25 protein-coding genes are annotated in these 26,619 nt (G+C 63.1%); 13 read left to right on the top strand and 12 right to left on the bottom strand.

What is annotated here, in order from left to right; translation table 11 throughout:
- Positions 1-22: 22 nt before the first annotated feature.
- On the top strand, positions 23-757 hold the full coding sequence (locus SU48_RS01400) for a DUF7873 family protein (protein WP_064013686.1): 735 nt from the start codon (positions 23-25) through the stop codon (positions 755-757).
- 618 nt (positions 758-1,375) lie between these two features.
- Here SU48_RS01400 and SU48_RS01395 read toward each other — a convergent pair.
- The gene (locus tag SU48_RS01395) at positions 1,376-4,219 is read right to left on the bottom strand and encodes a 2-oxoglutarate dehydrogenase E1 component (RefSeq protein WP_064013685.1); all 2,844 of its coding nucleotides are present in this window, start codon (positions 4,217-4,219) and stop codon (positions 1,376-1,378) included.
- 653 nt (positions 4,220-4,872) lie between these two features.
- On the opposite strand from SU48_RS01395, the gene SU48_RS01390 reads away from it, so the two are divergent.
- The 4 genes from SU48_RS01390 to SU48_RS01375 all read left to right on the top strand — a co-directional run bounded on the left by SU48_RS01390 (position 4,873) and on the right by SU48_RS01375 (position 10,271).
- Positions 4,873-7,527 carry a putative bifunctional diguanylate cyclase/phosphodiesterase gene (locus tag SU48_RS01390; protein ID WP_157451035.1) on the top strand — a complete coding sequence of 885 codons (2,655 nt, stop codon included), beginning with the start codon at positions 4,873-4,875 and terminating at the stop codon, positions 7,525-7,527.
- 168 nt (positions 7,528-7,695) lie between these two features.
- Complete coding sequence (locus SU48_RS01385) at positions 7,696-8,028, top strand: hypothetical protein (RefSeq protein WP_082869594.1); 333 nt, start codon at positions 7,696-7,698, stop codon at positions 8,026-8,028.
- 157 nt (positions 8,029-8,185) lie between these two features.
- Positions 8,186-8,854, top strand: coding sequence for a response regulator transcription factor (locus SU48_RS01380; RefSeq protein WP_019009140.1), 669 nt, complete (start codon positions 8,186-8,188; stop codon positions 8,852-8,854).
- A gap of 508 nt (positions 8,855-9,362) precedes the next feature.
- On the top strand, positions 9,363-10,271 hold the full coding sequence (locus SU48_RS01375) for a P1 family peptidase (protein WP_064013683.1): 909 nt from the start codon (positions 9,363-9,365) through the stop codon (positions 10,269-10,271).
- A 5-nt stretch (positions 10,272-10,276) separates the two neighbouring features.
- On the opposite strand, the gene SU48_RS01370 is transcribed toward SU48_RS01375, so the two are convergent.
- Entirely contained in the window at positions 10,277-10,915 is a 639-nt protein-coding gene (locus SU48_RS01370) for a hypothetical protein (protein ID WP_064013682.1), read from the bottom strand.
- Between the two features lie 61 nt (positions 10,916-10,976).
- On the bottom strand, positions 10,977-11,681 hold the full coding sequence (locus tag SU48_RS01365; RefSeq protein ID WP_064013681.1) for an IclR family transcriptional regulator: 705 nt from the start codon (positions 11,679-11,681) through the stop codon (positions 10,977-10,979).
- A 131-nt stretch (positions 11,682-11,812) separates the two neighbouring features.
- On the opposite strand from SU48_RS01365, the gene SU48_RS01360 reads away from it, so the two are divergent.
- The gene (locus SU48_RS01360) at positions 11,813-12,229 is read left to right on the top strand and encodes a c-type cytochrome (RefSeq protein WP_064013680.1); all 417 of its coding nucleotides are present in this window, start codon (positions 11,813-11,815) and stop codon (positions 12,227-12,229) included.
- Between the two features lie 122 nt (positions 12,230-12,351).
- On the opposite strand, the gene SU48_RS01355 is transcribed toward SU48_RS01360, so the two are convergent.
- Together SU48_RS01355 and SU48_RS01350 are read right to left on the bottom strand one after the other, a co-directional pair.
- Entirely contained in the window at positions 12,352-13,017 is a 666-nt protein-coding gene (locus SU48_RS01355; RefSeq protein ID WP_064013679.1) for an amino acid ABC transporter permease, read from the bottom strand.
- A 175-nt stretch (positions 13,018-13,192) separates the two neighbouring features.
- Complete coding sequence (locus SU48_RS01350) at positions 13,193-13,957, bottom strand: transporter substrate-binding domain-containing protein (protein ID WP_064013678.1); 765 nt, start codon at positions 13,955-13,957, stop codon at positions 13,193-13,195.
- 221 nt (positions 13,958-14,178) lie between these two features.
- Here SU48_RS01350 and SU48_RS01345 point away from each other — a divergent pair, with 221 nt between their 5' ends.
- Positions 14,179-14,394 carry a hypothetical protein gene (locus SU48_RS01345; RefSeq protein WP_064013677.1) on the top strand — a complete coding sequence of 72 codons (216 nt, stop codon included), beginning with the start codon at positions 14,179-14,181 and terminating at the stop codon, positions 14,392-14,394.
- A gap of 10 nt (positions 14,395-14,404) precedes the next feature.
- Positions 14,405-15,166 carry an endonuclease III domain-containing protein gene (locus SU48_RS01340; protein WP_064013676.1) on the top strand — a complete coding sequence of 254 codons (762 nt, stop codon included), beginning with the start codon at positions 14,405-14,407 and terminating at the stop codon, positions 15,164-15,166.
- A gap of 145 nt (positions 15,167-15,311) precedes the next feature.
- On the opposite strand, the gene SU48_RS01335 is transcribed toward SU48_RS01340, so the two are convergent.
- Positions 15,312-17,213 (bottom strand): N-acetylmuramoyl-L-alanine amidase family protein, encoded by a 1,902-nt coding sequence (locus tag SU48_RS01335; protein WP_064013675.1) that lies wholly within the window; start codon positions 17,211-17,213, stop codon positions 15,312-15,314.
- A gap of 318 nt (positions 17,214-17,531) precedes the next feature.
- Between SU48_RS01335 and SU48_RS01330 the strand changes: the two genes are divergently transcribed.
- Positions 17,532-17,792 carry a hypothetical protein gene (locus SU48_RS01330; RefSeq protein WP_157451034.1) on the top strand — a complete coding sequence of 87 codons (261 nt, stop codon included), beginning with the start codon at positions 17,532-17,534 and terminating at the stop codon, positions 17,790-17,792.
- Between the two features lie 101 nt (positions 17,793-17,893).
- Here SU48_RS01330 and SU48_RS01325 read toward each other — a convergent pair whose 3' ends face one another.
- A complete protein-coding gene (locus SU48_RS01325) occupies positions 17,894-19,225 on the bottom strand; it encodes an NPCBM/NEW2 domain-containing protein (RefSeq protein WP_064013673.1) in 1,332 nt (443 codons plus the stop codon).
- A gap of 283 nt (positions 19,226-19,508) precedes the next feature.
- Here SU48_RS01325 and surE point away from each other — a divergent pair, with 283 nt between their 5' ends.
- Positions 19,509-20,303, top strand: coding sequence for a 5'/3'-nucleotidase SurE (gene surE / locus SU48_RS01320; protein WP_064013672.1), 795 nt, complete (start codon positions 19,509-19,511; stop codon positions 20,301-20,303).
- A 72-nt stretch (positions 20,304-20,375) separates the two neighbouring features.
- Here surE and SU48_RS01315 read toward each other — a convergent pair whose 3' ends face one another.
- Positions 20,376-20,921, bottom strand: coding sequence for a DinB family protein (locus SU48_RS01315; RefSeq protein ID WP_064013671.1), 546 nt, complete (start codon positions 20,919-20,921; stop codon positions 20,376-20,378).
- Between the two features lie 308 nt (positions 20,922-21,229).
- Between SU48_RS01315 and rpoZ the strand changes: the two genes are divergently transcribed.
- Complete coding sequence (rpoZ, locus tag SU48_RS01310; protein WP_019009125.1) at positions 21,230-21,529, top strand: DNA-directed RNA polymerase subunit omega; 300 nt, start codon at positions 21,230-21,232, stop codon at positions 21,527-21,529.
- 208 nt (positions 21,530-21,737) lie between these two features.
- Positions 21,738-23,006, top strand: coding sequence for a cation:proton antiporter (locus SU48_RS01305; protein WP_064013670.1), 1,269 nt, complete (start codon positions 21,738-21,740; stop codon positions 23,004-23,006).
- Between the two features lie 80 nt (positions 23,007-23,086).
- On the opposite strand, the gene SU48_RS01300 is transcribed toward SU48_RS01305, so the two are convergent.
- The 4 genes from SU48_RS01300 to SU48_RS14250 all read right to left on the bottom strand — a co-directional run bounded on the left by SU48_RS01300 (position 23,087) and on the right by SU48_RS14250 (position 25,677).
- Entirely contained in the window at positions 23,087-23,704 is a 618-nt protein-coding gene (locus SU48_RS01300; protein ID WP_064013669.1) for an LURP-one-related/scramblase family protein, read from the bottom strand.
- Between the two features lie 25 nt (positions 23,705-23,729).
- Positions 23,730-24,677 (bottom strand): methionyl-tRNA formyltransferase, encoded by a 948-nt coding sequence (gene fmt / locus SU48_RS01295; protein ID WP_064013668.1) that lies wholly within the window; start codon positions 24,675-24,677, stop codon positions 23,730-23,732.
- Positions 24,674-25,324: a peptide deformylase gene (gene def, locus SU48_RS01290; RefSeq protein WP_064013667.1), complete on the bottom strand. Its 651-nt coding sequence runs from the start codon at positions 25,322-25,324 to the stop codon at positions 24,674-24,676. The genes fmt and def overlap by 4 nt, the downstream gene beginning before the upstream one ends.
- 215 nt (positions 25,325-25,539) lie before the next feature.
- Entirely contained in the window at positions 25,540-25,677 is a 138-nt protein-coding gene (locus tag SU48_RS14250; protein WP_197474663.1) for a hypothetical protein, read from the bottom strand.
- Here SU48_RS14250 and SU48_RS14445 point away from each other — a divergent pair.
- On the top strand, positions 25,619-25,897 hold the full coding sequence (locus SU48_RS14445; protein WP_407919264.1) for a pentapeptide repeat-containing protein: 279 nt from the start codon (positions 25,619-25,621) through the stop codon (positions 25,895-25,897). The genes SU48_RS14250 and SU48_RS14445 overlap by 59 nt on opposite strands.
- The last annotated feature ends 722 nt before the right edge of the window (positions 25,898-26,619 follow it).

The following is a 26,619-nucleotide window of genomic DNA, read 5'->3' as shown; positions in this document are numbered from 1 at the left end:
AAGCCCATAAGGAGTCATCATCATGCCCAAATTGAACCAGATTATTGCCGTCGAAAAGAGCGTCAAGAGCCGCGCCTTTCAGGAATTGACCGAGGCCCACCACGCGCTGCAAAAGCCTGCGCTGCTATCGGGTATCTCGCGCACCTACCGCCCCAAAGATGAGGAAGGCGAGACGCTGCCGCCCGAATCGACCCGTGTGCAGGCCAAGGCCGAGGAAATTATCCGGCAGACAGCGCAGATTATGGGCAACCTGTTTGACGTGACCGCCACCAAAGACTGGGCCAACAACGAAGCCAAAGCCGACGTGGTGGTGGGCGAGCGCGTGTTGCTGCGGCAGGTGCCCGTGACCTACCTGCTGTTTCTGGAAAAGCAACTGACCGACCTGCACACCTTTATTCGCAAACTGCCCGTGCTGGACGCCAGCGAGAGCTGGACATTCGACCCCAGCACCGACACATATGCTACCGACCCCGTGCAGACGGTACGCACCAAAAAGATTCCGCGCAACCACGTCAAGGCCGAGGCCACCGACAAGCACCCCGCGCAGGTGGAGGTGTATTACGAGGATGTGACGGTGGGTTACTGGCGCACCCTGAAGTTTTCGGGCGCATTGCCCGCCGTGCGAGTGAACGACCTGCTGACCCGCGTGCAGAAGTTGCAGCAGGCCGTGAAATTTGCCCGCGAGGAAGCCAACGGCGTGGAAGTGACAGACCGCAAAGTGGGCGAGCAGGTGTTTGCGTACCTGCTGGAAAGCTGAGGCAAACGCTCCAGATTAGGTTAAACCCAACAAGGCAGGGCCGGAGGTCGCGTTTACTTCCGGCCCCGCCCTCTTCCCATTCCCCGCCTAAGTTGCCTAAGCCACCCGGCCCATTGCCCTGCCCGCCCCACACGCCTAATCTGTGGAGCGGAGTACCACACTGAGGCTCAGCTTCAGATTGAATGGGGTCAAGGTTCCAGTGCAGGTTCGATTCCTGCCCTCGCCACCACAGTTTTCTCGGAACGCATCTTCCGGAATACGGCGAGGTAGCCCAATGGGAGAGGCAGCCCTGCCCCAAGACACAAACTCAGATTCTCGCTCCAGACTGAGTATTCGCCGCTCAACGCCCAATCAAATGCTCTGGGTCAAACGATGCTGAAGCAGTGGTTCAAATCCATTCCGGCCCGCCAAATGGGCTGGTAGTCCAGTGGCAGGACGCAGCAATTTCAAGATGAACGCAGAGCTTAAACGTGTGGGTGTGTGCAATTGGGGGGCATCCTTGGGACGGAAGACCGGCTATGTCTTCCGTCCATTTTCTATGCCTGCTTGAGCAAAAGCCACCACACACCAACAAAAAAGGACGCCGAAGCGCCCTTTTTGGTTTCGGTGTATTGGGCCTCAGCCCTGCGCTTTGGCTTCCTGCGCCAGTTCTTTTTGCTCCTGCACCACTTCGCGGCTCACTTTTTCGCCCAAAGCGGCGGCGATCACGGCGGCCTGCTCCAGCGCGTGTACGCTGGCATATCCGGCGGCGGTGCTGGCGCTGCGGGCGCGGCTGGCGTGCAGCAGCACTTGGCCGGGGGCGAGGTTGGCCTCCAGGTCTTCCCAGATCATCAGCCACGCGCCCTGATTTTCGGGTTCTTCCTGCGCCCACACGACTTGTGCGCCGGGGTGCTTGGCCAGCTCGGCACTCAGAGCGGCGGCGGGGAAGGGGTACAACTGCTCTAGGCGAATCAGGGCCGTGCCCGCGTAACCTTCGACGTCGGCGTTTCGGGCCTCCACGAGTTCCCAGTGCAGTTTGCCGCTGCTGACGATCACGCGGCGGGCCTTCTGCACGGTGTCGTCGCCGATGACCTCATGGAACCGGCCACCCGTAAAGTCCTCAAGGGGATTCATGGCCTGCTTGTTCCGCAAAAGGCTCTTGGGCGTCATCACGATCAGGGGTTTGCGGTACGGGCGCAAGACCTGACGGCGCAGCAAATGGAACATCTGGGCGGCGCTGCTGGGCACCACCACCTGCATGTTCTTCTGGGCGCACAACTGCAAATAGCGCTCCAAGCGGGCGCTGCTGTGTTCCGGGCCTGCGCCCTCGTAGCCGTGCGGCAGCAGCAAGGTCAGCCCACTCAGGCGCTGCCACTTGCTCTCGCCCGCGCTGAGGAACTGGTCGATGACGGCCTGAGCGCCGTTGGCAAAGTCCCCGAACTGGCCTTCCCATGCCACCAGCGCTTTGGGTTCAGAGGTGCTGTAGCCGTACTCGAAGGCCATCACCGCTTCTTCGGAGAGGGTGGAATCGATGACTTCCACGCGGCCCTGATGCGGCCCGATGTGGGCCAGCCCCAGATAGTCGCCGTGCATGGGATCGGTGGCCTGCTGGTCGTGCAGCACGGCGTGGCGGTGAACAAACGTGCCGCGCCCCGAATCCTGACCCACCAGCCGAACGCCGTAGCCCTCGTCCAGCAGGGTGGCGTAGGCCAGCATTTCGCCCATGCCCCAGTCCAGCGGTTGCTCGCCCCGGCTCATGGCCTTGCGGCTGTTCAGGACACGCTGCACGGTGCGGTGAACCACGAAGCCTTCGGGCACTTCGTTGAGCGCCAGCCCCAACTCGGTCAGCTTGGCCTGCGGGACGGCGGTAGACACCTCGTCTTTCCAGTTGGTGTGCAGGTACTCGCTCCAGTCCACGGCCAACTTGCTCTGCTCCAAGTTCTCCATTTCTTCTACCACTTCGTTGCCTGCGTCCAGCAAATCACGGAAGTGGTTGACCAACGCGTCGCCTTCGCCCGCGCTCAGCACGCCCGCTTCTTCCAACTTTTTGGCGTACAGAGCGCGGGTGCCGGGGTGTGTATCAATTTCGCGGTACATGATCGGCTGGGTCATGCGCGGCTCGTCGCCCTCGTTGTGCCCGTTGCGCCGGAAGCAGATCAGGTCGATGAACACGTCTTTGCCGAAGGTTTGACGGTATTCCAGCGCCAGATCACCGCAGTAAGCCACCGCTTCGGGATCGTCGCCGTTCACGTGCAGCACGGGCGCGTTGGCAATCTTGGCTACGTCGGTGCAGTAGCGGCTGGAGCGGGTGTCGCGCGGGTCGGAGATGGTAAAGCCGACTTGGTTGTTGATGACGATGCGGACTGCGCCGCCAGTGCTGAAGCCGCGCAGACGCGACAGGTTCAGCGTTTCCATGACCACGCCTTGCCCGCTGACGGCAGCGTCGCCGTGAATGGTGATGGGCAGAACGGTCTTGCGCTCGGCATCGCCGCGCCGATCCTGACGGGCACGCACGCTGCCGTGCACCACGGGCGACACGATCTCCAGGTGCGACGGGTTGAAGGCCAGCGCGAGGTGCATCGGGCCGCCGGGAGTGCGCACATCGCTGGAATAGCCCATGTGGTACTTCACGTCGCCCGCCACGTCGGGGTTGTCGCTGATCTTCTTCTTGCCGTCGAATTCGTCGAACAGGGCGCTGGGTTTCTTGCCAAAAATGTTGACCAGCATATTCAGGCGGCCCCGGTGGGCCATGCCCAACACGGTTTCCTTCACGCCGTGCCTGCCCGCCTGCTGAATAATCCGGTCGACGAGGGGAATAAAGCTTTCGCCGCCTTCCAGCCCGAAGCGCTTCACGCCGGGGTAGCGGTTTTTGAGGTACAACTCCAGCCCTTCGGCGGCGTTCAGCTTGACCATCAGGCGGCGGCGTTCCTCGGCGCTGTAATTGCCGCGCCCACGTCCGGCCTCCACCCGCTCCTGAAACCAGGCCCGCTCGTTGGAGGGCAAGTAGTTGAATTCGAAGCCGATGGCCCCGCAATACGTTTCGTGCAGTTGGGTGATGACCTGCTTGAGGGGCGCATCGAACGCGCCGTCGCGCACGGTTTCGTTCAGGTCGGCAGCACTCAGGCCGTAGTATTCCGGGGTCAGTTCCGGCACTACGGGCAGGCCGCGCATCTTCAGGGGATTGGTGTGGGCGCTGATGTGGCCGTACACGCGGAAAGCGGTGATCAGTGCGCCCGCTGCCTGCGCCGCGCCGCTGACGCCCTGCGGCACAGGAACGACGGCCCCGCCCCGGCGTTGGGTGCCGAGTTCATAAAAAGCACGCTGCACGGGCGAATGGGCGGTCTCGGTGGCCCCGCCCCGCAACTGGTCAAAGTAAACGCGCCACTCGGCGTCCACACTCTGCGGGTCGGCCAAATACGCCTCGTACAGCCCTTCTATAAAGGCTGCGTTCCCGCCCGACATGATGGTCTGCGACAGTGTCATAACGCCCCCCAGCATACCCCCGGAGTCCGGGCAAGGGGCGGTGACCGACCTTCCATTGTGTCAGCTGACGTCTCATGGAGTTGTTCCTGGCCGCGTACCCGTTCGCAGCACACGGCTGGGGTGGGTCACTGGGAACGCGCTGTTCACGGCCCAACCTAGCTCGGCTGTAAGGCAGATGTAAGGGGCGGCGGGGTTGACTGCGGCGTGAGATGTGATAAGGGTGTCAGATATGATGGGACTGGCTGTGTCCAGACCTGCTGATCAGTTCAGACTCCTGAGGCGGCAAGTTCCTGAGAGCAACTGCGTACCCACAGCACACCTCTTCAGAGCAGGCCAAGGAGCAGCCCTTTTGGAAGCGTGCCGACAAGTCGCAACAGGTGAGAGCGGGCAAGGCGGCGGGCCGACAGCGGTAACGCCTGCCCCCGACTTCGCCCTGAGCGCCCGTGTGTGCCACGACTTGCCCGTGCTGACGCTGCATTTCTTGTGGTCTTTGGCAGGGGTGCTGCACGGCACAACACTGCACTTCCCACACCTTCGATACAAATCCTGCACCGGCCACCCACTCTCCCTGCTGCACCCTCGCTCCGCCGCCTGAACCCGATGTGGACGCCCACCTGCCCCCCACCCGCCGCTGAGAGGCGACACGTGCTGCTATGCCGCTAACTGCTCTCTTGACGGGCGGCTCTTCCTCTAGGCCCCTGCGGACGCGGGTACTGTGGGCGCTGTTGGGCTTAGGCTTCGCGGCGGTGCTGGGCGGGATCGGGCTGCTGACCATGTTGATCGTGTGGCCGCTAGACAACGAGGAACGCCGCGCGACCCGCCAGCAGGCTGAAACCGTGGCGGCCTGGCTGCAAGGCCAGCAAAGCCAACTGAACACCCGCACGCGCTCCTGGGCCAAGTTGACCGATCCGCTGGTGGTAGGCGCAGACCTGCTGAGCACCGGAGACGTGCAGGCCATTGCGCTCTTAAGCAGTGGGCGCGTGACCACCGCCATGATCGCCTCTGACGTGCCGCCCGCCGACTGGCAACCCGGCACGCTGGCCCCGCGCCAACGCTTTGCCGTTCGGGGCAACCGGGTGTGGCTGCTGGCCCGTGCCAAGCGGCTGGGCGACACAGAACTGCTGCTGATGCGGGCCATTGACGCTGGGGAGCTGTCTCCTGCACCCTTCGTCACACGGGTCAGTGCCGCCTCGGAACCGGCCAAGCTGTTGCCCGGACAGGCGGCAGTAAGTGTGCCTGACGACCTGAGCAGAGCTGACCTGAACACTGCTGATCTGAGCAGCGCCGCCCCGGCCAACTCCAACGTTGAGAGTGTCCGTACCTTCGCAACCGGGCCGGGAGGCCGCGCCCTAGAGGTCTGGGTGGCGCAGCCGCGCACGCTGCACGATCAGGGGGTCAGGGCCGTGCGTACTGCCAGCCTCACGGTGCTGGTGCTGGTTTTGGCCTGTATCGTCCTCGCGCTGCGCCTGCTGGATTCGCTGGTGTTTGCCCGGCTGGCCCGCCTGCGGCGCTTCGTGCAGCGCATAGAGACCGAACCGGACACGGCGGCCCGGCTGCATCTGGGACAGGGGGAAGACGAGCTGCATCTGGTGGCCCGCGCCCTGAATCTGACGCTAGACCGCGTGACAGGCGACCACGACATCATGCGGGCGCAGGGGGAGGCGCTGCGGCTGATTGCCGAAAACGGGAACGTAGACGACGTGCTGCGCGTGATTCAGGCCGCACTGGAGCGCAGATCGCCGGGGGCGCTGGCCGAGTTGCAGAGTTTTGGGCCGCCCACGCTGGCCGGCATGAACTACATGGATCCCACCATCTGGGCCGTGTCGGTGCGGGGCCGCGCCGGAGACCGCTACGGGCAACTGCGCCTGACCTATCCGGGCGTGCTGCCCGACGATATTGCCAGCGAAGCCGCGTGGATGGCCGAACTGTTGGGCGTAGCCGCCGAGCAGGAGCGCCTGCGTGGGCAACTGTCTTTTCATGCCTACAACGACGAATTGACTGGACTGCCCAACCGCCGGGGTCTGCTCAGAACCTTGGCCCGCACCGTGCCCGACGCGCTGGAACGCGGCACGCCCGTTGCGGTGCTGTATCTGGACTTAGACCGATTCAAGCGCCTGAACGACACGCTGGGCCATGCCGCCGGAGACGAACTGCTGCGGCAAGTGGCGGCCAGAATCGGGCGGGCGTGCGGCCCCAACGATCAGGCGGCGCGGTTGGGCGGAGACGAATTTGTGATCGTGTTGCCGCGTGCGGGCACCGAAGCCGAAGTCGCGCAGATCGCCCAGCGCCTCGTGACCACCTTGGAAACGCCTTTTGAAGTGTTCGGGCACGCCTTCCAGCCCACCGCCAGCATTGGGGTGGCGCTGGCCCCGCGCGACGGCCACGACCCCGAAGAACTGCTGCGGTTGGCGGATCTGGCGATGGTTCATGCCAAAGCGCGGGGGCCGGGGCGGGTGGCCTTTTTTACCCCCGACCTCGAAGACGCGCTGCTTGACCGGGTGCAAATCGAAAACGACCTGCGCGACACCCTGCGTACCGGCGACCTGACGCTGGCCTATCAGCCCCTGATCAGCCTGAACACTGGACGAATCGAGGGTCTGGAAGCCCTGCTGCGCTGGACTCACCCCGTGCGCGGGCCAGTGCCCCCCAGCATCTTTATTCCTATAGCCGAAGACGCCGGACTGATCGGCCTGCTGGGCGACTGGGTGCTGCGCGAAGCCACCACCCAACTGGCGGTGTGGCGCAGTCAGGGCATTCAAACCCATGTGGCCATCAACGTGAGCGCGGTGCAACTGCTGACGCCCGATTTCGTGGTGCAGGTCAAGGCCGCCCTCCAGGATAACGGCCTGCCGCCTGCCGCCCTCACCCTTGAAGTCACCGAATCGCTGCTGATGGACGGCACACCTGGTTCGGCGGCCCACACCCACCTGATGGAACTCAGCAATCACGGCGTAAGCGTCTGGGTCGATGATTTCGGCACGGGCTACAGCAGCCTCAGCTACCTGCACCGCCTGCCCATTCACGCCGTAAAAGTTGACCGCTCGTTTGTGATGGGTCTCCGCAGCGGCCCCGAAGCCGAGCGCATCATCGAAACGATCGTAACGCTGGCGCACCACCTCAATTTGAAGGTGGTGGCCGAGGGCGTGGAGCAAGGCTGGCAGGCCGAGGTGCTGAAACGGCTGGGCTGCGACCACGCACAGGGCTATTTTTATGCTCGCCCTGTCGCGGCTGAGCAGGTTCCGGCCTTGTTCGCTGCACCGCTGGGGCAGGTGGTGCAGCCCGCTCTGCCGCCCTCGCAGGCCAAATGATCAATGGCTCAGGCCCTGTTGACCGAAGAACAGCAGAGTGTGTTTGGGCAGAGATCGGCAGAGTTCGGCACCTGTCCGAATCTGGCCTACGCGCGGTTGTCCGGTTAGAACCAAAGCATAAAACCGCTTCCCATACGGCGGGGAGCCTTCCGGCTTAGGCTGTGCAGCATGACTTCCTCCTCCTCTGATACACCCGGCTCTGGCACACCCGGCGAGCGCCCGGAGCAGCAGCGGCTGGGCATTGCCTTCGCGCTGGCGGGCGTGGACGAACTGACCTTTACCCGGATTTTGCGCGACCTGATGCATGACCCGGCCTTTCGCCGCCCGCTGCAAGTACAGGCCGAAGAACCCCGCCCTCACAGCAGCGCCCGCCTGACGTTGGCGTTTTTGCCCGCAGACCGGGAACTGGCGATCACAGCCATGCAGCGCCTCAAAACCCTGCTGCTGCGCTACGCCGTGCAGGTAGACAGCATCGTGGTTCCCGGCGAGCAGGGGAACTGAACTCGCACGCTGTTAAGAGTCTATAAACCGCGTCCTGCCCCGATGGGTCTATCTGCGCCCCTACGATGGCGAGAACGTTAGCCAGCCGGAATGAACTTTATTCGGAACACCGGCTCCAATCTAGTCACGTACCACACCGGGGAGACACGCGAACCTCATGGATCAACGCATTTTGCTTATCGAAGACAACCCCGACATTACCCGCGTCGTTCAGTACGAACTGGAACAGGCGGGTTACCGTGTCCTGACCGCCCCAGACGGCGTGACCGGCCTCACTAGCGCCCGTGAGAATGCCCCCGATCTGGTCATTCTAGACCTCGGTCTGCCCGACTTCGACGGCGCAGAAATCGCCCGCCGCCTCCGGAAAACCAGTTCGGTTCCGATCATTATTCTGACCGCTATGGACGCTGTAGACCGCAAAGTGAACCTGCTGGAAGCGGGCGCGGACGACTACATGACCAAGCCGTTTCACCCCGAAGAACTCGTGGCCCGCGTGAAAGTGCAGTTGCGCCACCAGCAACACGGCGAAGTGATTCAGATCGGGGCGCTGGAAATCCACCCACAAAAGCGTCTGTGCCACTACAACGGCCACGAAGTCCGCCTCTCGCCCAAAGAGTTTGATCTGCTGACCTTTTTGGCGCGGCAGCCGGGGCGCGTCTATTCCCGCCAAGAAATCGAGCGCGAAGTCTGGAACGGCGAACTGCCCAGCAATTCCAACGTCGTAGACGTGCATATGGCGAACATGCGCGCCAAGCTGCGAGATTTGGACGGCTACGGCATCATTCGCACGGTGCGCGGGATCGGGTACGCCCTGAAAACGCCCTGAGCTGAAGTTCGAACTTTGTTGAAAAGGCCCCGTGTGGGGTTTTTTCGTTTTTGGTTGGTCGGCGGAGCTTTGGCTTAAAGCTTTTGGATTGAGGTGGTTTTTTGGGCTTGTCCTACGGTGGACTCCCCCAGCCCCCGCCCCCACAGGGGTCAGGGGAGCTTACGTTGCACTAGGCAGGATCAATCTTGTCGCGTTTTTAGTCGGTTGGCTCCCTCTTCTGAACCGGAATTGCCAGTTCATTCCCAGATGGAATTGGCCCGTCCGCTAACGCGGACGACGGCCTCACACGGAATTGGGCGGCGACGATGTTGGGCGGCGATATCGGGGTTTTTGCTCCCTCACCCTTGAGGGGGGAGGTCTGGGGACTCGCAGAGCTGCGAAGCAGAGGGGGTGAGTGAGCGCAGCACTTGCCCTTCCTTAGACCCTAGACCCTTAGACGCCCTTCGTCCCCACAGCGTCCCCGCCTTACATCTTCCCAGCCTGCACTTTTCCGACCTACACTTCCCCCATGACCCTGCCGCCCAACCAGACCCTCACTGCCATTCCCGGCTTCCGGGTGGGCCACTGGACAGACCCGGTGGGCCGCACGGGTTGCACCGTCATCCTGTGCCCCGATGGAGGTGCGGTGGCTTCGGCGTCGTTTCTGGGCCCCAGTCCGGGCACGCGGGAAGGGGTGCTGCTGGCCCCCGAAAAGAAGGTGGAGCGCATCCACGCGCTGCTGCTGACGGGTGGGAGTGCCTTTGGGTTGGCGGCGGCGGCGGGCGTGGTGCGGGTGCTAGAGGAGCGTGGCGTGGGCCACGAAACGCCTTGGGCGCGGGTTCCCATCGTGCCTGCCGCCGTGATTTACGACCTCGGCGTAGGCGATGCGCGGGCACGACCCGGCGACCGCGAAGGCGAACAAGCGGCGCGGGCGGCGTCCACCGATCCTGTCGTGCGTGGGCGTGTGGGCGCGGGTACAGGCGCGACGGCGGGTAAATACCGGGGGCCAGAGCAGGCAGCGGCGGGCGGCCTCGGCAGCGTGATGCTGGAACGCTACGGGGTGCAAGTGGCGGCGCTGGCCGTCGTCAACCCGATTGGAGACGTGCTGGACGAAAGGGGCGGCATCTTGGCTGGCCCCGGCACAGGCGTGGGCGCATCGGCCTTTGCCCCTGCCGACGTGACCAACACCACCCTGATTGCCGTTGCCACCGCACACACCCTGACCAAAAACGATGCCCGCAGACTGGCCGACGCGGCGCAGACGGCCCTCGCCCGCGTGATTCACCCCAGCCACACCTATTGGGACGGCGACGCGGCCTTTGTGCTGAGCGCCTGCACCCGCCCGCCTGCTGACCCGATGCTGCTGGGCGCACTGGTGCAAGAAGCCGTCTGCGCGGCAGTCCGTGACGCCGTAAGAATGGCGGCAGAAAAAGCCTGAGCCTCTTACCGCACGCCGTACAGCCAGCGCGTCTCCAAGCTCTCCGGCGCGTCCTCAATGAACGTTTCGGAGCCCACCCGGTCAAGCACCATATTCCAACCGGGGGCTACATTCAGGTTGTAGTACACGCTTTTGTCATCGCCCCATGCAGTGCAGGAAATATTCACGCGAATGGTGGTGTAGTCGGTGGAATACAACAGACGCAGTTCATCTTTGCCTGTGCTGCTCAGGTTGTAGATGTCACCCCGCTCATAGGGCAGTTTGGGGTTGGGGGGAGCCTTCATCACAGAAAGTTGGGGCAGCCAGTACAGCGCGGCGTCACGCCCCACGATGTCGAAGTCGGACGATTGATCGTCGCAGCCCACCACGTCGTACATGTCGCCCACGTTTTGGGTCAGGGTTCTCAGTTGAGCAGGAGAAGGCAGGGCAATCTGAAACGTGCCCCCAGCATCAATCTTGCCGCGTGTCAGTTCGCCCCTGAAGGTCGAAAAGGCGAGGCCGCGTGTGCCAAGCTTCCAGCCTGCGACTTTGCCACCAAGAGTCGTGACGCCGTTTTGCGTGGAGAGGGACAACGGCGGGGCGGCGGCAGCAACGCCAGAAAGCAGCACTGAAGCGAGGAAAAACGCGGCTCGAATGTTGGGCATAGGAAAGCCTCCGAGATCAGCGTAGGGCAGAGGCTCAAACCCAGTTCTTAATCCAGCAGCTCTACCCCAGCGCCTCGGCCTCATGCACGATCCCCAGCACGCGCTCCCGAATACTGCGCTCGCCCTGCAAGTAGCGTTCGGCGCTCATTTGCACGCCAATGGCGGCCACCACGCCTTCTGCATAGTGATACGGCACACCCAAGGTGCACTGGTTCGGAATCCATTCCTCTATGGAATAGGCGTATCCCCGGCGGCGCACGCGGGCCACTTCGGTTCGCCATTCGTCGGGCGTGGTGATGCTGCTGTCGGTGCAGGCACTAAACGTGCGCGGGGAAATATCGGCGTGGGCATACAAAATCTTGCCGCTGGCGGTGGCGGTAGCGGGCAGATAGATGTCCAGCGGCAGGTCTATATCGGCGTCGGGGTGGCGCTCACGGATGGCGCACACCACTTCTTCGCCCTCCAAGATGCACAGGAAGGCCACCGCCCGAACCTCTAGAGCCAAGCGGGTAATCAGGCTGCGGGCATCGGGGAACCAAGGCAGAGCGGCGGTCAGTTGGCCGCCCATTTCGGCCAGATGCCAAGACAGACGGTATTTTCCGGCGGGCGTGCGGCGCAGAAATCCCGCGTCGGTGAGGCCCGCAAGGTAGGCGTGGGCGGTAGCGCGGGGCAGCGTGAGGTGAAGCGCCAACGCCCGCACGCCCCACTCCGGTTGCTCGGCGCTGAACGCCCCCAAAATGCTCGCGGCCTTCTGCAATGACAGCACCCGTCCAGCCTACACAGACGCGGCGAAGATGTATACAACCGCCGAGCCTGTAAGCGGTTGCAACCCTGAGCGCACCTTCAGAATGTCTTGAACACGGTTTGCAACCGGGTACGGCGCTAGATTGACGCCTGATGTTCCGCCTGCCTAGCCTCCTCGCGCTCAGTTTGCCCGCCCTCGCTGTGCTGATAGGCGCAACCTTGCCCCAAGCCGAAGCGCAAGAGAAAACAGCGGCTATTCTCTCCCCCACTGCGGCCCAAACTGCTACCGCCCAAATAGAGCGCGGAGCCGTGCTGTACCGTCTCGCCTGCGCCATGTGTCACGGCGACGAATTGGAGGGCGGCAGTGCCGAAGCCTTGGCTGGAGAGGGGTTCCGGGCCACCTACCGGGCACTTCCGCCGCGTGCCCTCTCTCACCTGATTGACGGACTGCACGGCCATTTACCACCCGTCAGCAGGCAAGAAGCGCTGGACGTGACGGCGTTTGTTTTGGACTCTAACGGCCTGCCGCTGGGGAAGGAGTTGGTGGAAAACGGGCTGGATGAGCGGTAGAAAAAACCCCCAGTCTGCTTCGCAGCCAGCCCCCCTGAAAGGGGAGCGAAAAGGCTTTAGTCCCCACCTCTAAGGGGGGGCGTTGCGCTAGCAACGGGGGGGGTTCACCCGCAAACTCAGACCTAAGCCACGCCCCGCGACAGCCGCCGTTCCACGCCGCGCTGCACGCCTTCCAGCAGCAGGCTCATGAGCCAGTACAGCAGGGCCGCCATCAGGTAGGGGCCGAACGGCTCAAAGGTGCGGGCAATGACCAACTGGGCGCTGCGGAGCAGTTCCACCACCGTAATGACGCTGACCAGCGACGTATCCTTCACCAGTCCGATCAGGCTGTTGCCGAGGCTGGGCGCGGCCACCCGCATGGCCTGCGGCAGCACGATCAGGCGCATGGTCTGTGCCCCGTTCAGGCCCAAACTGGTGGCCGCCTCGCGCTGACCACGCGGCACGCTCTGAATCGCCCCGCGAATGGTTTCCGAGAGGTACGCTCCGGCATTCAGGGTGAGGGCCAGCACGCCGCCCACCACCGGATTCAGCGTGATACCAAAGCTGGGCAGGCCGTAATAGATGACGAAGATTTGCACCAGCAGCGGCGTTCCGCGAATAAACGACACGTAGATGCTCGTGATCCAGCGCAGTGCCGCAAAGCGGGACAGGCGGGCGAGCGCCACCGCGAAGCCCAGCGGCAGCCCCAGCACCATCGCGGCCAGCGCAAAGCCCAGCGTAATTCCGGCTCCCTGCACCAGCACAGGCAACGATTGCACGGCGCTGTTCAGGATCAAGGTTATGTCCATATCGTCACCGTCATAGGGTCAGTATCTCGCAGTCTGGGCCATTAGTCCGGGCCAGCGAAGCCGAGAAAAAAAGTTTGCCCGGTGAGTGGGCAAACTGTGGCGAAGTCTTTCCTAGTTTCTAAAGTTGGTCAGAGTGTGAATCTCTCGGCCAGTACGCCCTTCCCGCTCACCGCCTTCAGGGCTTGCTGACATCCTGACCGAACCACTGGCGGCTGATCTTGGCGTAGGTGCCGTTGGCCTTGATCTGCAATAGGGCGCGGTCAATGGCGGTTTTCAGGCTGGTGTTGTCTTTGCGGAAGGCGATTCCTACGGGTTCTGCCGCGCCGATCACGCCCGCACCCTTCACGGGTAGGCCGTCTTTCTTGATCAGGTAGCCCACCAACAGGCGGTCATTGAACGCGGCGTCGATGCGGCCCGAAATCAGGTCGCTAAGGTATTCGGGAGCGCCGGGGTACGTGACCACATTGATGCCGCCTGCGCCGCGCAATTGCTGCTCGAAGTTGCTGCCGAGGCCCACGCCCACGCGCTTGCCCTTCAGATCCGCCAAGTTTTTGAAGGCGGTGGTGGCATTCTTCCGCACGATGATCTGCGGGCTGCTGTAGGCATAAGCGTTGCTGAAGCCGATGGCTTTTTGGCGCTCGGCGGTAATGCCCACCTGATTCACGATCACGTCGTATTTGCGGGCTTGCAGTCCGGCCAGAATGCCGCTCCACTCGGTCAGTACAAACTCGGGCTTCAGGCCAAGGCGGGCGGCCACAGCTTTGGCAATGTCCACGTCGAAGCCCACCAGTTGGCCCTTTTCGTCCTTGAAGGTAAACGGCGCGTAAGTGCCTTCCATGCCGATTTTCAGCACGCCGGGGGTGAGAGTGGTGGGGCGCTGGGCAGCGGCGGTAGTGGCGAGGCTCAGGGCAAGGGCGGACAGGATCAGGGTGCGTTTCATTGGGATTCCTCCGAGAAGTGGTGAGATCAGGCGCGGCAACTGAACGGCCAGTTCACACACGCGGCCTCAGAGTCTAAACCTGTTGACCTATTTTGTAAACTACTTGATAATGGAAAGCTCAAGGCCCAGCTAGACACCTCTCCAGTTTTATGCAGTGGGGTCTAAACACGCCTTTACACGCCACTCGCCCAAAGCTGGGCCAGCCCGCGCAGGCTGAGGCCATGACCGACCAAGACCACCAGAATCCCGGCTATGACCCCGCCAACACCTCTCCTGCCGAGGGCCAGAGCAAAGAGATTTCGCCCGAAGAGAAAGGCAAAGCGCCGAACAGTGACCCAGCCGCCAACAAAGAACCCGCCGAGGGGGGCCGGAGCGAGGTGGAAGGCGGCGGCGCAGACACAGGCACAGAGCCGGGCCTGAACACCACCAAGGGCTAAGCGCCTCCGCATGACCGACGGCTCTCTGTTTCCTCAACAGTCTGCGCCTGCACCAGCCGAAGCCCTGAACGCCGCCCAACCTGCCCCAGCACGGGCCGAGTTGCTGGCATGGATGGCTGGCTTGTTGCGGGCCGAATACGGTGAGCGCCCCCTGATTCCCCGGCGTGTGCCCATGCATGAGCTGATCAGCACCATTTTGTCTCAGCGCACCACGCACGCCGATGAGGAAGCCGCGTATCAGGAATTGTGCTTGCTGGGCGACTGGGATGAGATTATTGCGGCCCCGGTGGACGCTGTGGCCCACGCCATTCGCCGCAGCAACTACCCGGAAAGCAAAGCGCCGCGTATTCAGGCCACCCTCAGCGCCATCAAAGCCGAGCGCGGCGGCTACGATCTGGACTTTTTGGCCGAGTTGCCTGTGGCCGACGCCCTGAAATGGCTGACCAACTTGCCGGGAGTGGGCGTGAAAACGGCGTCGTTGGTGCTGTTGTTCAACTTCGCGCGGCCTGTGTTTCCGGTCGATACCCACGTTCACCGCGTGACCACCCGCGTGGGCGCAATTCCGCGTATGGGCGAGCAGGCGGCCCACCGGGCGCTGTTGGCCCTGCTGCCCCCCGACGCGCCGCACCTGTACGAACTGCATGTGAACCTGCTGCGGCACGGGCAAAAAGTCTGTCACTGGACAGCGCCCAAGTGTCCGGTCTGCATTCTGCGGGACAAGTGCGACGCCCACGCGATTTACGGAAACCGGGTTCCTAGCTTTGGGAAGTAGGGGCGGAAAGGATGTTTAAGGGTCTAAGAAAGGCGTGTGGGCGGGGCGTTTTCAGGCTGCACTCAGCCACCGAAACACCACCGCCCCAGTACCTTAAACAGATCCTAAACCCTTAGACAATGCTCCACGAATGCCCAGCTGCGCCTTACTTCCCGCCACCGCCCACCGCATTGCCCGCCGTCACGCCCGAGGTCAGCGCCTCGCGGATACCCTGCGCGATGCCCACTGCCACGCGCTCTAGGTAGTTGGCGTCTTGCAGGTTCAGGCCGTCGACCGGGTGGCTGGCGTAGCCGATTTCGACGAGTGCGGCAGGAATCCGGCTGTTGCGGAGGACAGACAACGATTGGTTGGATTTCAGGCCGCGTGAGAAGGCCCCCGTGATGCTCACCATCTGGCGCTGCAACATGCTGGCAAGGGTGCTGGACATCGGGTGGTTGGGATTCCACCACGTTTCTACGCCGTAGCCGCGCAGGGCGGCGTTGGCCTCCATCGCGTTCACATGGATACTGACGAACAATTGCGTGCCGGGGCTGCCCATCTGCGCCCGCATCTGCAGATCGGTGTTCTTGACGCTGTTCAGAGCGCGGTCAGTGTCGCGGGTCAGCACCACGTCCACGCCCGCCGCCCGCAGCAGGTCGCGCACACGCAAGGCCACGCTCAGCGTCACTTCTTTTTCTATGACGCTGCCCACTGCGCCCGGATCGCGCCCGCCGTGCCCCGGATCAAGGACGACACGCGGCTGCACATAGTTGGCGCTCAGGGCCAGAATAGCGGTGCCCCGCGTGGCCAGAACAGGCGGCACACTGGCAATCAGGCGCTCAGCGGGGGCCAGCGGCGTCAGGTTGGCCAGCGCGGGCGAGAGGTCAAGGGCCAGCCGGGCGCGGTCACTGCCAGAGGTGGGCGGCAACAGCTGGGCACGCCACCCACTGCGGGCGGTGGTGGGGGTGGCCGTCACCAACGTGATCTCCACACCCTCGTTGGTGGGTTCGAAGCGCCACGTGCGGACTTCGGGGCTGACATTCTGGCCACTTTGCGGCATCACGCTCAGGCCCGTCAGGGCTATACGGAGGCCTAGCGCGGTGGGTTGAATGGTGTAGGTGCTGCCGGGCGGCAAATCCAGAACCACGCGGGTCAGGCCGGGATTCTTGCCAATTCGGGGGGCCGTGAGCAGTGCGCCGGGCTGCGCTTGCCCAGTCACGCGGCCTGTCAGGGCGCTGGGGCGGGCGGCGTTGGCATCGGGCAGCGCGGGGGCAGGCGCGAACTGCTTGCTGGGCTGCACCATGTCGCCGGGGGGCAATTGATCAGGGTTGACGGCAGACGTGGTGGGCGGCGCAATTGGGGCTGCCGCAGTGGGTGCAGCAGGGCTGGGAGTCTGGGCCGTGCGGCTGGGCGTGACCGCTGCTGCTGCGGTTGGGGCCACCACCGGAGCCGGTACCGCCGCTTTCAGGCCCAGCGGAGCATTCAGAACCGCGTTGGCTTCGGCAGTGGTGGCACTCGCGGGGGGTGCAGAGTTGCGCACCAAGGCCCGCAGAGACTCGCTGGCTCCACCCGTGATTACTGCGCCGAATTCGAGGATCAGCACGCGGCTTCCGGTGGCCAAGGTGGCTTCACTGGCCCGCCACCCATCGGTAAACGAGAGCGGAAACGGCGTGAATACGGTGGCCTGCCCCCCGCCTGCCCGGTATTCGCTGACGCTGCCGCCCAACGCTGCGGTCACGGCGGGCAGCACCCGCGCCCCCTGCACATCTATTCTCAGGCCCGTGAACGTGGGCATCAGGGTATACGTCACGCCGGGCGCGAGGTCAAACACCACGCGGGTCTGAGAACCGCTGTTGCTGGTGCGCGGATTACCGAAGGTGACGTTCTGCACCCCCGTCAGGTTCAGGCCGCTGCTGGGAGCCGATTGGGGCGCAGAGGTCACGCCGCGCAGAGTGGGGGAGGTTTGGGCCGGAGCCTGCCGCAAAAAGGGGTCAGCCGGGGAAACCCCTTGGGCCGCCGCTCCGCCGCACGCTAGGGCAAATGAGAGGAAGATGGCAGGCTTCTTCATGGATTCACCCACTTTAACGGCAGGGGCGTGAGAAACACTGTCATGGCGCTCATTAAGCCCGTCTGACCTGACTTCATGAAGTGGGTAGGGTCTGTTGGTGTGAACGATTCTACATGCTCTCTGACCGGAAGTCGAACTTTGCACAGCGGCTGTCCACTGCGGCCCGCCCTTCAGAAAAGGTGCATCCAGACTTGATTGTTTCGTAACCACGCGTAGCCAGTCAGGAGCCTGCGCGTATGCTTCAAGCCTTCAGTCCGAGTGGAACGCGCCGTTTGGATGGGCCAAATCGCGGATTCCTCCCCGTTCAAGGAGATGACCATGACTGACCGCAGCAGTGACCGCAACCAAGCCAACACCGATCAAGCCACTACCGACCAATCCAACACAGACACCGGCGATATGATGGCAGACGCCGGGAGCCTCAGCAGCGCCGAAGCCGAGCAGATGGGCGCGGGTGCAGGGCGGGGGGCCAAGAGTGAACCCGGCGCACAGGCCTCCGACGACTACATAGAGGAACACGTCCAGAGCGGCAGCGATCAGCCAGCGGGCAACTCCGAGATCTCGCGCTCCAGCGACTAAAGAGTCGTCCCCGAAGCAGCCCCGACATCAAACCGGGGCTGCTTTCGTGTCTCTGTGTTGCTGCTTGTGTCTGCTCCAGCGCCACTGTCACGCCGCATCGTTTAGGGCAGTTTGCCCAGCAGTGGCGTCGGCACCGGAATCCCCACCCACACGTCATCGGGAATCAGGCGCACCGGGACTGTACCGATCTGAATGGGATGACGGTGAACGAAGTTTTGCTCATAGAGCCGGAATTGCGCGTCGGTTTCGGTCAGTTCGTCCGAAAAAGCGTCGCGGAGGGCCGTGAACTTGACCTGAATCTGCCCGCCCTGCTTGGGGGTTTCTCCCCGGCCAACGACCTCGGCGGTCAGCCAGTCGGGGGTCTGCCCGATGTTTGGCCCCATCCACAATCTGGCTCCCGTGGTTTCGCCGCCCGGTACCACTGAAACTGGCACGCTGACCACCACCGGTTTCCCGACCCGCAACTCCAGCGGCAGGGCCGGAAACTGCACCGTGATCTGCTGTTCCAGCGGCACCAGACTCAGGGGCGTGCGGGCCACTTCTTCTCCGGCATACCACGCCACCAGCTCGGCGGGAAAAGAGTCGTCGGTGTACTGGCGGTTCATATACACGCGCAACTGGTCTGTCTGCTGGGCTGCTCCGGTCAGGCGAGCCGCAGCGGTTTTAAGCTGAAAATACGGCGCGGTGTCGTAGCTGGCCTGCATGGTGTAGGTCAGACTCCCCCGAAAAGATCGGCTGTGGTTGACGGTGGTCAGCGGCACAGTGCCGTGCGTGTCCTGATAGATGCTGACTTCTGCCGGGGCGCTGAGCGTGATGTCGGGGACGCACACGAGCGACGGACTGATCCAGTCGGCATGATCGAAGCTTTTGCCGTTGCCGCCATCGGTGACCACCAGACGCACCGACGATTGCCCGCGCAAGTCCACACTGACCTGTTGGGTGGCGCTGGCCCCGGTCATCAGGCCGCTGTCGAACAGCTTGCCCGTGTCGCCCCACACCTGAAACACGGCGCTGCCCCGGTCGCCCACAGCGTCGTCCAGCCCAACTTGAGCTTTAAACCGCACACATCTGGCCCGGTCTTGCCCGGCGAGGTTGTATTTCAGTTCACTGGGCGCGTGAACGCCGTAGCCCTTGGCATACCTGACGCCGTTCAGGGTCAGCGGTTGCCCGTCGCCGCCCACCTGCTGCCCATTGCTGCGGTCTGTCTCTATCGGCCCCCAGCCGTTGGTGGCCACCACTGCCCGCTCGTGGGCCAGCGAATTGAGTCCGTCGGGCATCAGGGCTTGCGGCTGGAGGCGGGAAGGGGAAGCCCAGTGGCCCTCATGCGGCAGAGCGTTCAATTCTGCGTCCAGACCTGAGTCGGGCGTTTGCCCGCAGGCGGCGAGAGCAAGGGTCAGCAAGATCAGCGGGGGCCGCCACCACCATCGGTTCATAGGGGTTCCTCCACAGGCATATAGGCCCACAGGCAAATACACCCACACAAGCACTCACTTTGGACAGAGAGTCAATCGTAGTTGACCCGCCGTGAGACGAACGTAAATTTACCGTCAGACACGTCGTTCATGAAGGTTGAGCCGATCTTTAGTTTGGGGTCTAAGTTGTGGCTTGGCAGGAGTGTGGGAAAGAGCACAGGTGCGCCGAGTCGGCCCCCGCCGAGGCCCTGCGAGTGCGATTTCTGTGACCGTGCCCCTTCACAGGGCGGCTAGACTGCCTGCCATGACTTCCGCACGCAAATCTATTCTGGTGGCCAACGACGACGGTATCTTCTCGCCCGGTATCAAGGCGCTGGCTCTGGCGATGGCCGAACTGGGCGACGTGACGGTGGTCGCGCCCGATGTGGAGCAGTCGGCGGTGGGGCACGGCATCACCATTCGCCGCCCGCTGCGCTTCAAGCACACGGCCTCGGCAGGCTTTGGCGATATTCCGGCCTACCGAGTCGACGGCACCCCCGCCGACTGCGTGGTGCTGGGCGTGCACCTGCGCGGGCGGCCCGATCTGGTGGTCAGCGGGATCAATCTCGGCCCCAATCTGGGCGACGACTTGACCCATTCCGGCACGGTGGCGGCGGCCATAGAAGCGATGGCGCTGGGCATCCCCTCTCTCGCTTTCAGTCAGCAGGCCACGGCGCAGGGCGAGTACGATTTTGGGGCCAGCGCCGCCTACGCCGCCCGACTGGCCCGCGAGGTGCTGTCACGCGGCCTGCCGCCCCGCACGCTGCTGAACGTGAACTTTCCGGCCCGAGACTTTGGCGGCGTGCGCGTGACGCGCGTGGGCGATCACCGCTGGGAAGACAGCATCGTGACCCGCACCGATCCCGAAGGCCGCGAGTATCACTGGGTGGCCGGAACAAGCCGCGCCGCCGACGCCGCCGACATCACCACCGATTACGGCGCGGTACACGCCGGGTGCATCAGCGTCACGCCAGTGCGCCTAGACCTGACCGCCCGCGACCTGATGGCCGAAGTGGAGGGGTATTTGCCTGCGCTGGGAGCAGAGGTGGTGGGGAGGTAGGGGGCGTTGGAGCCGCGTGTCAACCCCCCGCTGCTGGCGCAATGCCCCCCCTTAGAGGGGAGGACAACAGCATCAACCTCGCGCCAACGCTTCCAGTTGCTTGCGGTGCTGGCGCATGTGCAGGGCGGCCATCTTCAGCCATTCCAGCGCCGTGAGTTGGCCCATATACGGGTGGAAGTAGGTGCGGTCAGAGGTTTCGGAGGCGTGGGCGGCGGCGTGCAGCAGGGCGGCGCGGGTCTGGGCGTGCGCGGCGCTCAGGTCGGCCCAAGCTTGATCGGGGCCGGGTTCTAGGCCAGCCGGAGCTTTCCGTTTGCCGTCCACCATCACGCCGGGGGTCTGGTCGGTGGGGCGCAGCGGCTTGTCGGACAGCAGCAGGGCCGCGATTTTGGCCGTGCCCGCATTCACGCGGATGATGTGATCGCTTTCCTGCGCCGCCGTCCACTCCCGCCCCGGTAGCGTGGTGTTCCAGTGCGGCTGCACAGCTTCCACAACCCGTTCAAAGGCGTCCAGCTCGCGCTCTAGCCGAACCTGCACCTCGGTGGGCGTGGGGGCGAAAGCCCGCAGCAATTGGCGCTGCTCGGCCTGCTGGTCTTGAAGGCTGGCTGAATTGTCGGTCATGGCGACCAGTTTAGACCGAGTTCAAGCTGGAGGGAAGGGCGGCTGAGGGTCTGAGGAGGGTCAAGGGCGTGAGCTGCGTCACCGCTACAGCAAGCAAAGCACCAGCCTGAGCCGATGCTGCACCCTGTTCTTTGACCCTTCGACCCTTAGACCGCCTACCAAACCGCCAACACCACCCCGCCCCCCAAACGTGCCTTCGCAGATTGCCCTTCCCGGCTGCGGCAGGCTAGACTGACTGGCTGAATGTCTGGCTGCCGCACCCGTGCAGGTACAAGGGGGCGGCGCAGGTGACAAAAGGGGTGTGGAGTATGGCAGAAAAAGACATTGATAAATTGCTCTCGATGACCGACAGCAAGTACCGGTTGTCGGTGGTAACGGCAAAACGCGCCTTGCAACTGCGTTCGGGTGCGCCCAGCGTATTGCCCACCGAGCAGCGCGTGAAGACGCACAACCTCGTGACTCAGGCCATGCGCGAACTCGCCACCGGCAAGCTGATCGTGGGCACCGAGCTGATGGACGAAGCCCGTTTTCATCAGGATTACGTGCGGCAGCGGCAAGCCCAGCTTCAGGCCATGCTGAACGCGGAGCGGGAACGCGAGCGGGACTGAACCCCGCTGCCAAGCCAGAAAAGATAAACCCAGAAAAGACAAGAAGATGAACAGAGAGGGCCTGCCAGATGGATGTGGTGGGCCTGATTTTTTGCCGCTCTCAGGTCTGCGGCTCAGATGAGGGCGGCACTGGCAGGCAGCGCGTCCTCTACAGTAGCCCCTATGATTCAGGTGGCCTTATGAGCAGGACGGTGCGTGTGGCGGTTCTATGTTGACGGCATTCGCGGTGTTGCTGAGCGTCACGGCGGTGCTGGCCTACCTCAACGAACGCTTCTTCAAGTTCCCGACGACGGTGGGTGTCACTTTGGCGGGCGCACTCGCCAGCATCATTCTGATCGTCCTAGACAGCTTCGGCATCGGCGGGGCACGCAGTTGGGCGTCCGAACTCCTCGAGACGCTGAACTTTACAGAATTCGTGCTGAACGGCATTCTGAGCATTCTGCTGTTTGCCGGGGCACTGGGCCTTGACGCCCGCCAAATGCTGAAGCAGCGGAGCAGCATCCTGACCTTGGCGGTGGTGAGTACCATCATCAGCACCTTCCTGATCGGCTTCGCCGCCTACGGCATCTTCGGGGCGCTGGGCCTCGGCGTGCCGCTGCTGTGGGCGCTGCTGTTCGGTGCACTCATCAGCCCCACTGACCCGGTGGCCGTGCTGGATTTGCTGAAGCGGGCCAAAGTTCCTAAACGCATCGAAACCCTGATCGCCGGAGAAAGCCTGTTCAACGACGGTGTGGGCGTGGTTATTTTTCTGGTCATTGCGGGACTGGCCGGAATAGGCGATTCCCATACCGCCCCAACTGCACTGGGGGCACTGACCCTGTTCGTGAAAGAAGCGGGCGGCGGCGTGCTGCTGGGAGCGGCGCTGGGCGGCATCGGCTACGCCATGCTCAAAACCATCGAATCACACGCCGTGGAAGTGCTGCTGACGCTGGCCCTCGTGATCGGTGGCTACGTGCTGGCCGCGTCGCTGGGCATCAGCGGGCCGCTGGCGATGGTGGTGGCGGGCCTAATCATCTCCGCCTTCAAGCACGAGATTTTTACCGCCCACACGTTCGAGTATGTGGAAGGCTTTTGGGAAACGCTGGATCAGGTGCTGAACATCGTGCTGTTCGCCTTTATCGGGCTTGATGTACTGCTGACCGACGTGACGGGGGTGCAGGTGCTGGCCAGCCTGCTGCTGATCGTGGTTTCACTGGCGGCCCGCTGGATCAGCGTGATCATTCCGTTTCATTTTGTGCGGCGGCGCGATGGCTACGGCGCGTACACGGCGCGGCTGCTCACGTGGGGCGGCCTGCGCGGCGGCATCGCCATCAGCCTCGTGCTGGGCCTGCCCGACAGCCCGGATCGCTCGCTCTTGGTCACGGCCACGTATGCGGTGGTGCTGTTTACGATTGCCGTGCAGGGCCTGACGATCATGCCGGTGGTGCGCCGAGCGGTGGCGGGAACTGGGGAGAAGGATGTGGACACTGGGGTGTAGGCATTAGCAAAACAAGGCCAGCTATTCATAATGTTTGGCTGGCCTTCTGTTTGCCTTACACCCTATGTCCTACAACCCCTTTACCCCCGCTCGCGCTCGCGCAGTACCAGCTGCACCAGCCCCAGCGTCAGCAACTCTTCTTCTGGCGGCTGCACGGGACGCAGCGCCTCCACCACAAAGCGGCGCGAAAACAGGCTGCGGCGTTTGCGAACGCGCAGAGTGGGCTGCCCGCCCGCATCGGTGACGGTGTAGGTGGGATTGATCAGGTAATCGAAGCCCATAGCGATCAGGTCACCGATGAACGGAATGGCCCCGATGACGCCCTCGATGATGCCCATCCACGGCTGATCGTCGCGGATGGTGAAGGCTACATGGCCCGGCGCGTCCAGCAGTTCGTAACTGGCCGCCCACATGGTTCGCATGCCCTGAGCCTGAAGCGCCCCCACATCGCTGCCGTCTACGCGGCGAATCAGGCGCTTGGCCCGCCAGTCCAGCGCCCCGGCCATCAGCCCCTGCGCCCGCATGCCGTAGATCTGGCGGGTGCGGCCCTCGTCGGCAAATACCTTCACCTCGTCGCGGATACTGAAGGTCTTTTCCTTCACCACCGCCACGAGTTCCCCGCCCGCGCCCGTGACGCGCAGTTCGGTAAAGAGGCTGAACTTGAATTGCAGGGTGAGCGGATACTGCGCGGCGGGCAAGGAGGTCACGCTGTAGAGTACGGCCTCAGGGGTGCGTGGGTTCCCACAGCTCAAACCGGGCGTGCGCCTGCCACCACTGTGCCGCCGCTTGGGGTTTGCGGGCTTCGGGTTGAAGGGTTTGAATTCGCACCGCGCCCACGCCGCAGGCCACGATCAGGGCGTCACCGTCGGCCCGCAGAATCTGGCCTGCCTCTCCCCCGTTTTCGCCTTCCACGACGGTTAGGCCAGCCAGTTTCAGGCGGCTGCCGCCCACAAACGCGGTGGTTTGCGGCCACGCGGCCACGCCCCGGTGGCGGTTGACTACGGCCTGCGCCGACTCCTGCCAGCGCACGAAGCCGTCTTCTTTGACCAACAGGGGCGCGTGTGTAGCTTGACTGTCGTCTTGGGGAGTGGGAATCAGGGTGGGCAAGTCATGCAGCGCCGACACGATCAGGCGGGCGGCCTGCGTTGCCAGTGCATCGGCCAACTCCAGCGCCGTCCAGTCGGGCGCGATAGGCAGGGCTTCTTGCCGCAGCAGAGGCCCCGTGTCCATGCCCTCGTCGGTTTGCATGATGGTGGTTCCCGTGACCGTTTCGCCCCGGATCAACGCCCACTGGATTGGGGCCGCGCCCCGGTAGGCGGGCAGCAGACTGGTATGCGTGTTCAGAAACCCGTGCCTGGGCACGGCCAGCAGCGATCCCGGCAGGATTTTGCCGTAAGCGCAGGTCACGGCGACATCGGCCCCGCACTCACGCAGTTGGGCTTCAAAGGCGGCATTACCGCGCAGCTTGCGGGGTTGCGCCAGCGGCAGCCTCAGCACGGCGGCGTGGGCGGCCACCGGCGGCGGCGTCAGCTTCAGGCCGCGCCCCACCGGTTTGTCGGGCTGGGCCACCACCAGCACCACTTCAAACTCGGCACGAATGGCGTCCAGCACGGGCAGCGCAAAGGCGGGCGATCCGAAGAACGCCACGCGGGGGCGATCAGGACTGGTCAACCCAGCCGCTCCAGTTGCCTGCGCCGCTCGTGTTCCGCCAGATCGTTCAGGAAGGTTTTGGACTGGCGTTGCAGGCCTGTCAGTGCCTTGCGGTGGTCTTCCATGATCTCGGCGGGCAGATGGTCTAGGAACAACACGCCGTCCAGATGATCCATCTCGTGCTGGAAGACTCGCGCCAAGTAATCGTCGGCCTCAATGGTGCGCTCTTTGCCGTCCAGATCGGTGTAACGCACCTGTACAGCGCGGGCACGCGGCACGCCTTCCTCGTAGATGCCGGGAATGCTCAGGCACCCTTCCTGATAAGAACGGTCTTTTTTCTTGTCGATCACACTCATCACGGGGTTGATCATCACGAAGTCGCGCAGCACCTTTGACCGCAGATTGTCCTCGCCGCCCTCGTTTTCTTCCTCGTCGTCCTCGTATTCCACGGCCACGAACAGCCGCACCGACAGGCCCACTTGCGGCGCGGCCAGCCCCACGCCTCGCTGCTCAAACATGGTTTCCAGCATCTGATCGGCCACTTCTCGCAGCGACTGGGTATCAAAGCCCGGCACCGTCAGGCGCTCATCCGGCTTCAGCACACGGGCTTTGCGCCGCAGCACCGGATCGCCGTAAAGACGCATAGGATAGATACGGGGGTCAGTCATAGAAACACCGTCCATAGAAATACGTTCATCGGGGCACCTTCACAATGGCTAGTTTTACCAGACGCTAGGCCTACAGACGGTGTGTACTCTCCAAAGCTCCGGGCCGGAAGAGTGGGACGAGGCCCGGAGCCGCCCTGTCAGACGAACCAAAAGAAAAAAGCCACCGACTGGGTGACTTCTTCTTTTAAAGCGTTGTGTTCTATATTCATCCTCATTCAGATGACTCCGAAATCCGCCGCCGCTCCCCGCATCACGGGCAAGGTCACTTCGCGTGGCTTGTCGTTGCGTGGGGCAGTGTTCACCACGGGGGCGGGTTTGGGAGCGGGGGCGGGCGTTACTTTTTCGTGTGTCATCTCAGGCCGCCTTTCCGGTGGTCATCACGCCGTATTCGCGGGCGCCAGCCTTCATCACGCCGTATTCGCGAGCGCCAGCCTTCATCACGCCGTATTCGCGAGCGCCAGCCTTCATCACGCCGTATTCACGAGCGCCAGCCTTCATCACGCCGTATTCACGAGCGCCCAGCACCATTTGATCGGTGACGCCGTTGCTGGAAAAAGCTCCCATTTCTTGTAAGAGGTCTGTCAGAGTGTGTGTAGTATGGCTGAAGTTCATGACCAAAGAGTAATGAGGAGGCCGTGAGGTGACCCGATGAATGCCCCGAATCAAATAGAAACCGCTTTTGAGACGGGAAATTACCGGACTGTCATCACACTTGCTGCCGAGTTGCAGCAAATGAACGCTGCCTCTTGGCGAATGTTGGGATTGTCACATCTTCGCTTACGCGAATTCGAGTTGGCTGAGACACCGTTAACCCGAGCTTCAATCTTGGGTGATCCCGAGGCGATGGTTGAGTTGGGCAACCTCATGCGCTTAATGGGACGCTTCGAAGATGCTGCCCAACATTTTGCACACTTGGGGCCGATGCCCGCTGGAGAACTGAGCCTACGCCTTCAGCGGTGGTGGGGAACGACGGAATTTCAGATGGGGCAAGTGGAATCTGGCCTAGCACGATGTGAGAAGGCTTGGCATGGCTATATTTCGCTGGGCGACGATGAGTTGACCGGGCGAATAACCCAAACTCTGGCACAGATGTATAGCGTTCTGGGCAACGTCTCCCGCGCCCTCCAACTCAATAAGGAAGCCTTACGTGTCCTGAGTGTAGACCCAGTTCCTTATCCACGCCTCTCCACGCTGCAAAGCATTGCCGCAATTTATATTGAGGCACGCCTCTTCGATGACGCGGAGATTTATTTAAAAGAGGCGAGGCGAATCTTATCGAATTCAGAATATTATTC

This window comes from Deinococcus puniceus, assembly GCF_001644565.1.
Taxonomy (GTDB): domain Bacteria; phylum Deinococcota; class Deinococci; order Deinococcales; family Deinococcaceae; genus Deinococcus; species Deinococcus puniceus.
Note: the sequence above shows the minus strand (reverse complement) of the source record. Positions and strands in the feature narration are given on the sequence as shown.

What these genes read in the sequence shown, in the direction of transcription:
- SU48_RS01400 (WP_064013686.1), top strand. Translation starts at nt 23, where the DNA reads ATGCCCAAATTGAACCAGATTATTGCCGTCGAAAAGAGCGTCAAGAGC.
- SU48_RS01395 (WP_064013685.1), bottom strand. Translation starts at nt 4,219, where the DNA reads ATGACACTGTCGCAGACCATCATGTCGGGCGGGAACGCAGCCTTTATA.
- SU48_RS01390 (WP_157451035.1), top strand. Translation starts at nt 4,873, where the DNA reads ATGCCGCTAACTGCTCTCTTGACGGGCGGCTCTTCCTCTAGGCCCCTG.
- SU48_RS01385 (WP_082869594.1), top strand. Translation starts at nt 7,696, where the DNA reads ATGACTTCCTCCTCCTCTGATACACCCGGCTCTGGCACACCCGGCGAG.
- SU48_RS01380 (WP_019009140.1), top strand. Translation starts at nt 8,186, where the DNA reads ATGGATCAACGCATTTTGCTTATCGAAGACAACCCCGACATTACCCGC.
- SU48_RS01375 (WP_064013683.1), top strand. Translation starts at nt 9,363, where the DNA reads ATGACCCTGCCGCCCAACCAGACCCTCACTGCCATTCCCGGCTTCCGG.
- SU48_RS01370 (WP_064013682.1), bottom strand. Translation starts at nt 10,915, where the DNA reads ATGCCCAACATTCGAGCCGCGTTTTTCCTCGCTTCAGTGCTGCTTTCT.
- SU48_RS01360 (WP_064013680.1), top strand. Translation starts at nt 11,813, where the DNA reads ATGTTCCGCCTGCCTAGCCTCCTCGCGCTCAGTTTGCCCGCCCTCGCT.
- SU48_RS01355 (WP_064013679.1), bottom strand. Translation starts at nt 13,017, where the DNA reads ATGGACATAACCTTGATCCTGAACAGCGCCGTGCAATCGTTGCCTGTG.
- SU48_RS01350 (WP_064013678.1), bottom strand. Translation starts at nt 13,957, where the DNA reads ATGAAACGCACCCTGATCCTGTCCGCCCTTGCCCTGAGCCTCGCCACT.
- SU48_RS01345 (WP_064013677.1), top strand. Translation starts at nt 14,179, where the DNA reads ATGACCGACCAAGACCACCAGAATCCCGGCTATGACCCCGCCAACACC.
- SU48_RS01340 (WP_064013676.1), top strand. Translation starts at nt 14,405, where the DNA reads ATGACCGACGGCTCTCTGTTTCCTCAACAGTCTGCGCCTGCACCAGCC.
- SU48_RS01335 (WP_064013675.1), bottom strand. Translation starts at nt 17,213, where the DNA reads ATGAAGAAGCCTGCCATCTTCCTCTCATTTGCCCTAGCGTGCGGCGGA.
- SU48_RS01330 (WP_157451034.1), top strand. Translation starts at nt 17,532, where the DNA reads ATGACTGACCGCAGCAGTGACCGCAACCAAGCCAACACCGATCAAGCC.
- SU48_RS01325 (WP_064013673.1), bottom strand. Translation starts at nt 19,225, where the DNA reads ATGAACCGATGGTGGTGGCGGCCCCCGCTGATCTTGCTGACCCTTGCT.
- surE (WP_064013672.1), top strand. Translation starts at nt 19,509, where the DNA reads ATGACTTCCGCACGCAAATCTATTCTGGTGGCCAACGACGACGGTATC.
- SU48_RS01315 (WP_064013671.1), bottom strand. Translation starts at nt 20,921, where the DNA reads ATGACCGACAATTCAGCCAGCCTTCAAGACCAGCAGGCCGAGCAGCGC.
- rpoZ (WP_019009125.1), top strand. Translation starts at nt 21,230, where the DNA reads ATGGCAGAAAAAGACATTGATAAATTGCTCTCGATGACCGACAGCAAG.
- SU48_RS01305 (WP_064013670.1), top strand. Translation starts at nt 21,738, where the DNA reads ATGTTGACGGCATTCGCGGTGTTGCTGAGCGTCACGGCGGTGCTGGCC.
- def (WP_064013667.1), bottom strand. Translation starts at nt 25,324, where the DNA reads ATGACTGACCCCCGTATCTATCCTATGCGTCTTTACGGCGATCCGGTG.
- SU48_RS14250 (WP_197474663.1), bottom strand. Translation starts at nt 25,677, where the DNA reads ATGACACACGAAAAAGTAACGCCCGCCCCCGCTCCCAAACCCGCCCCC.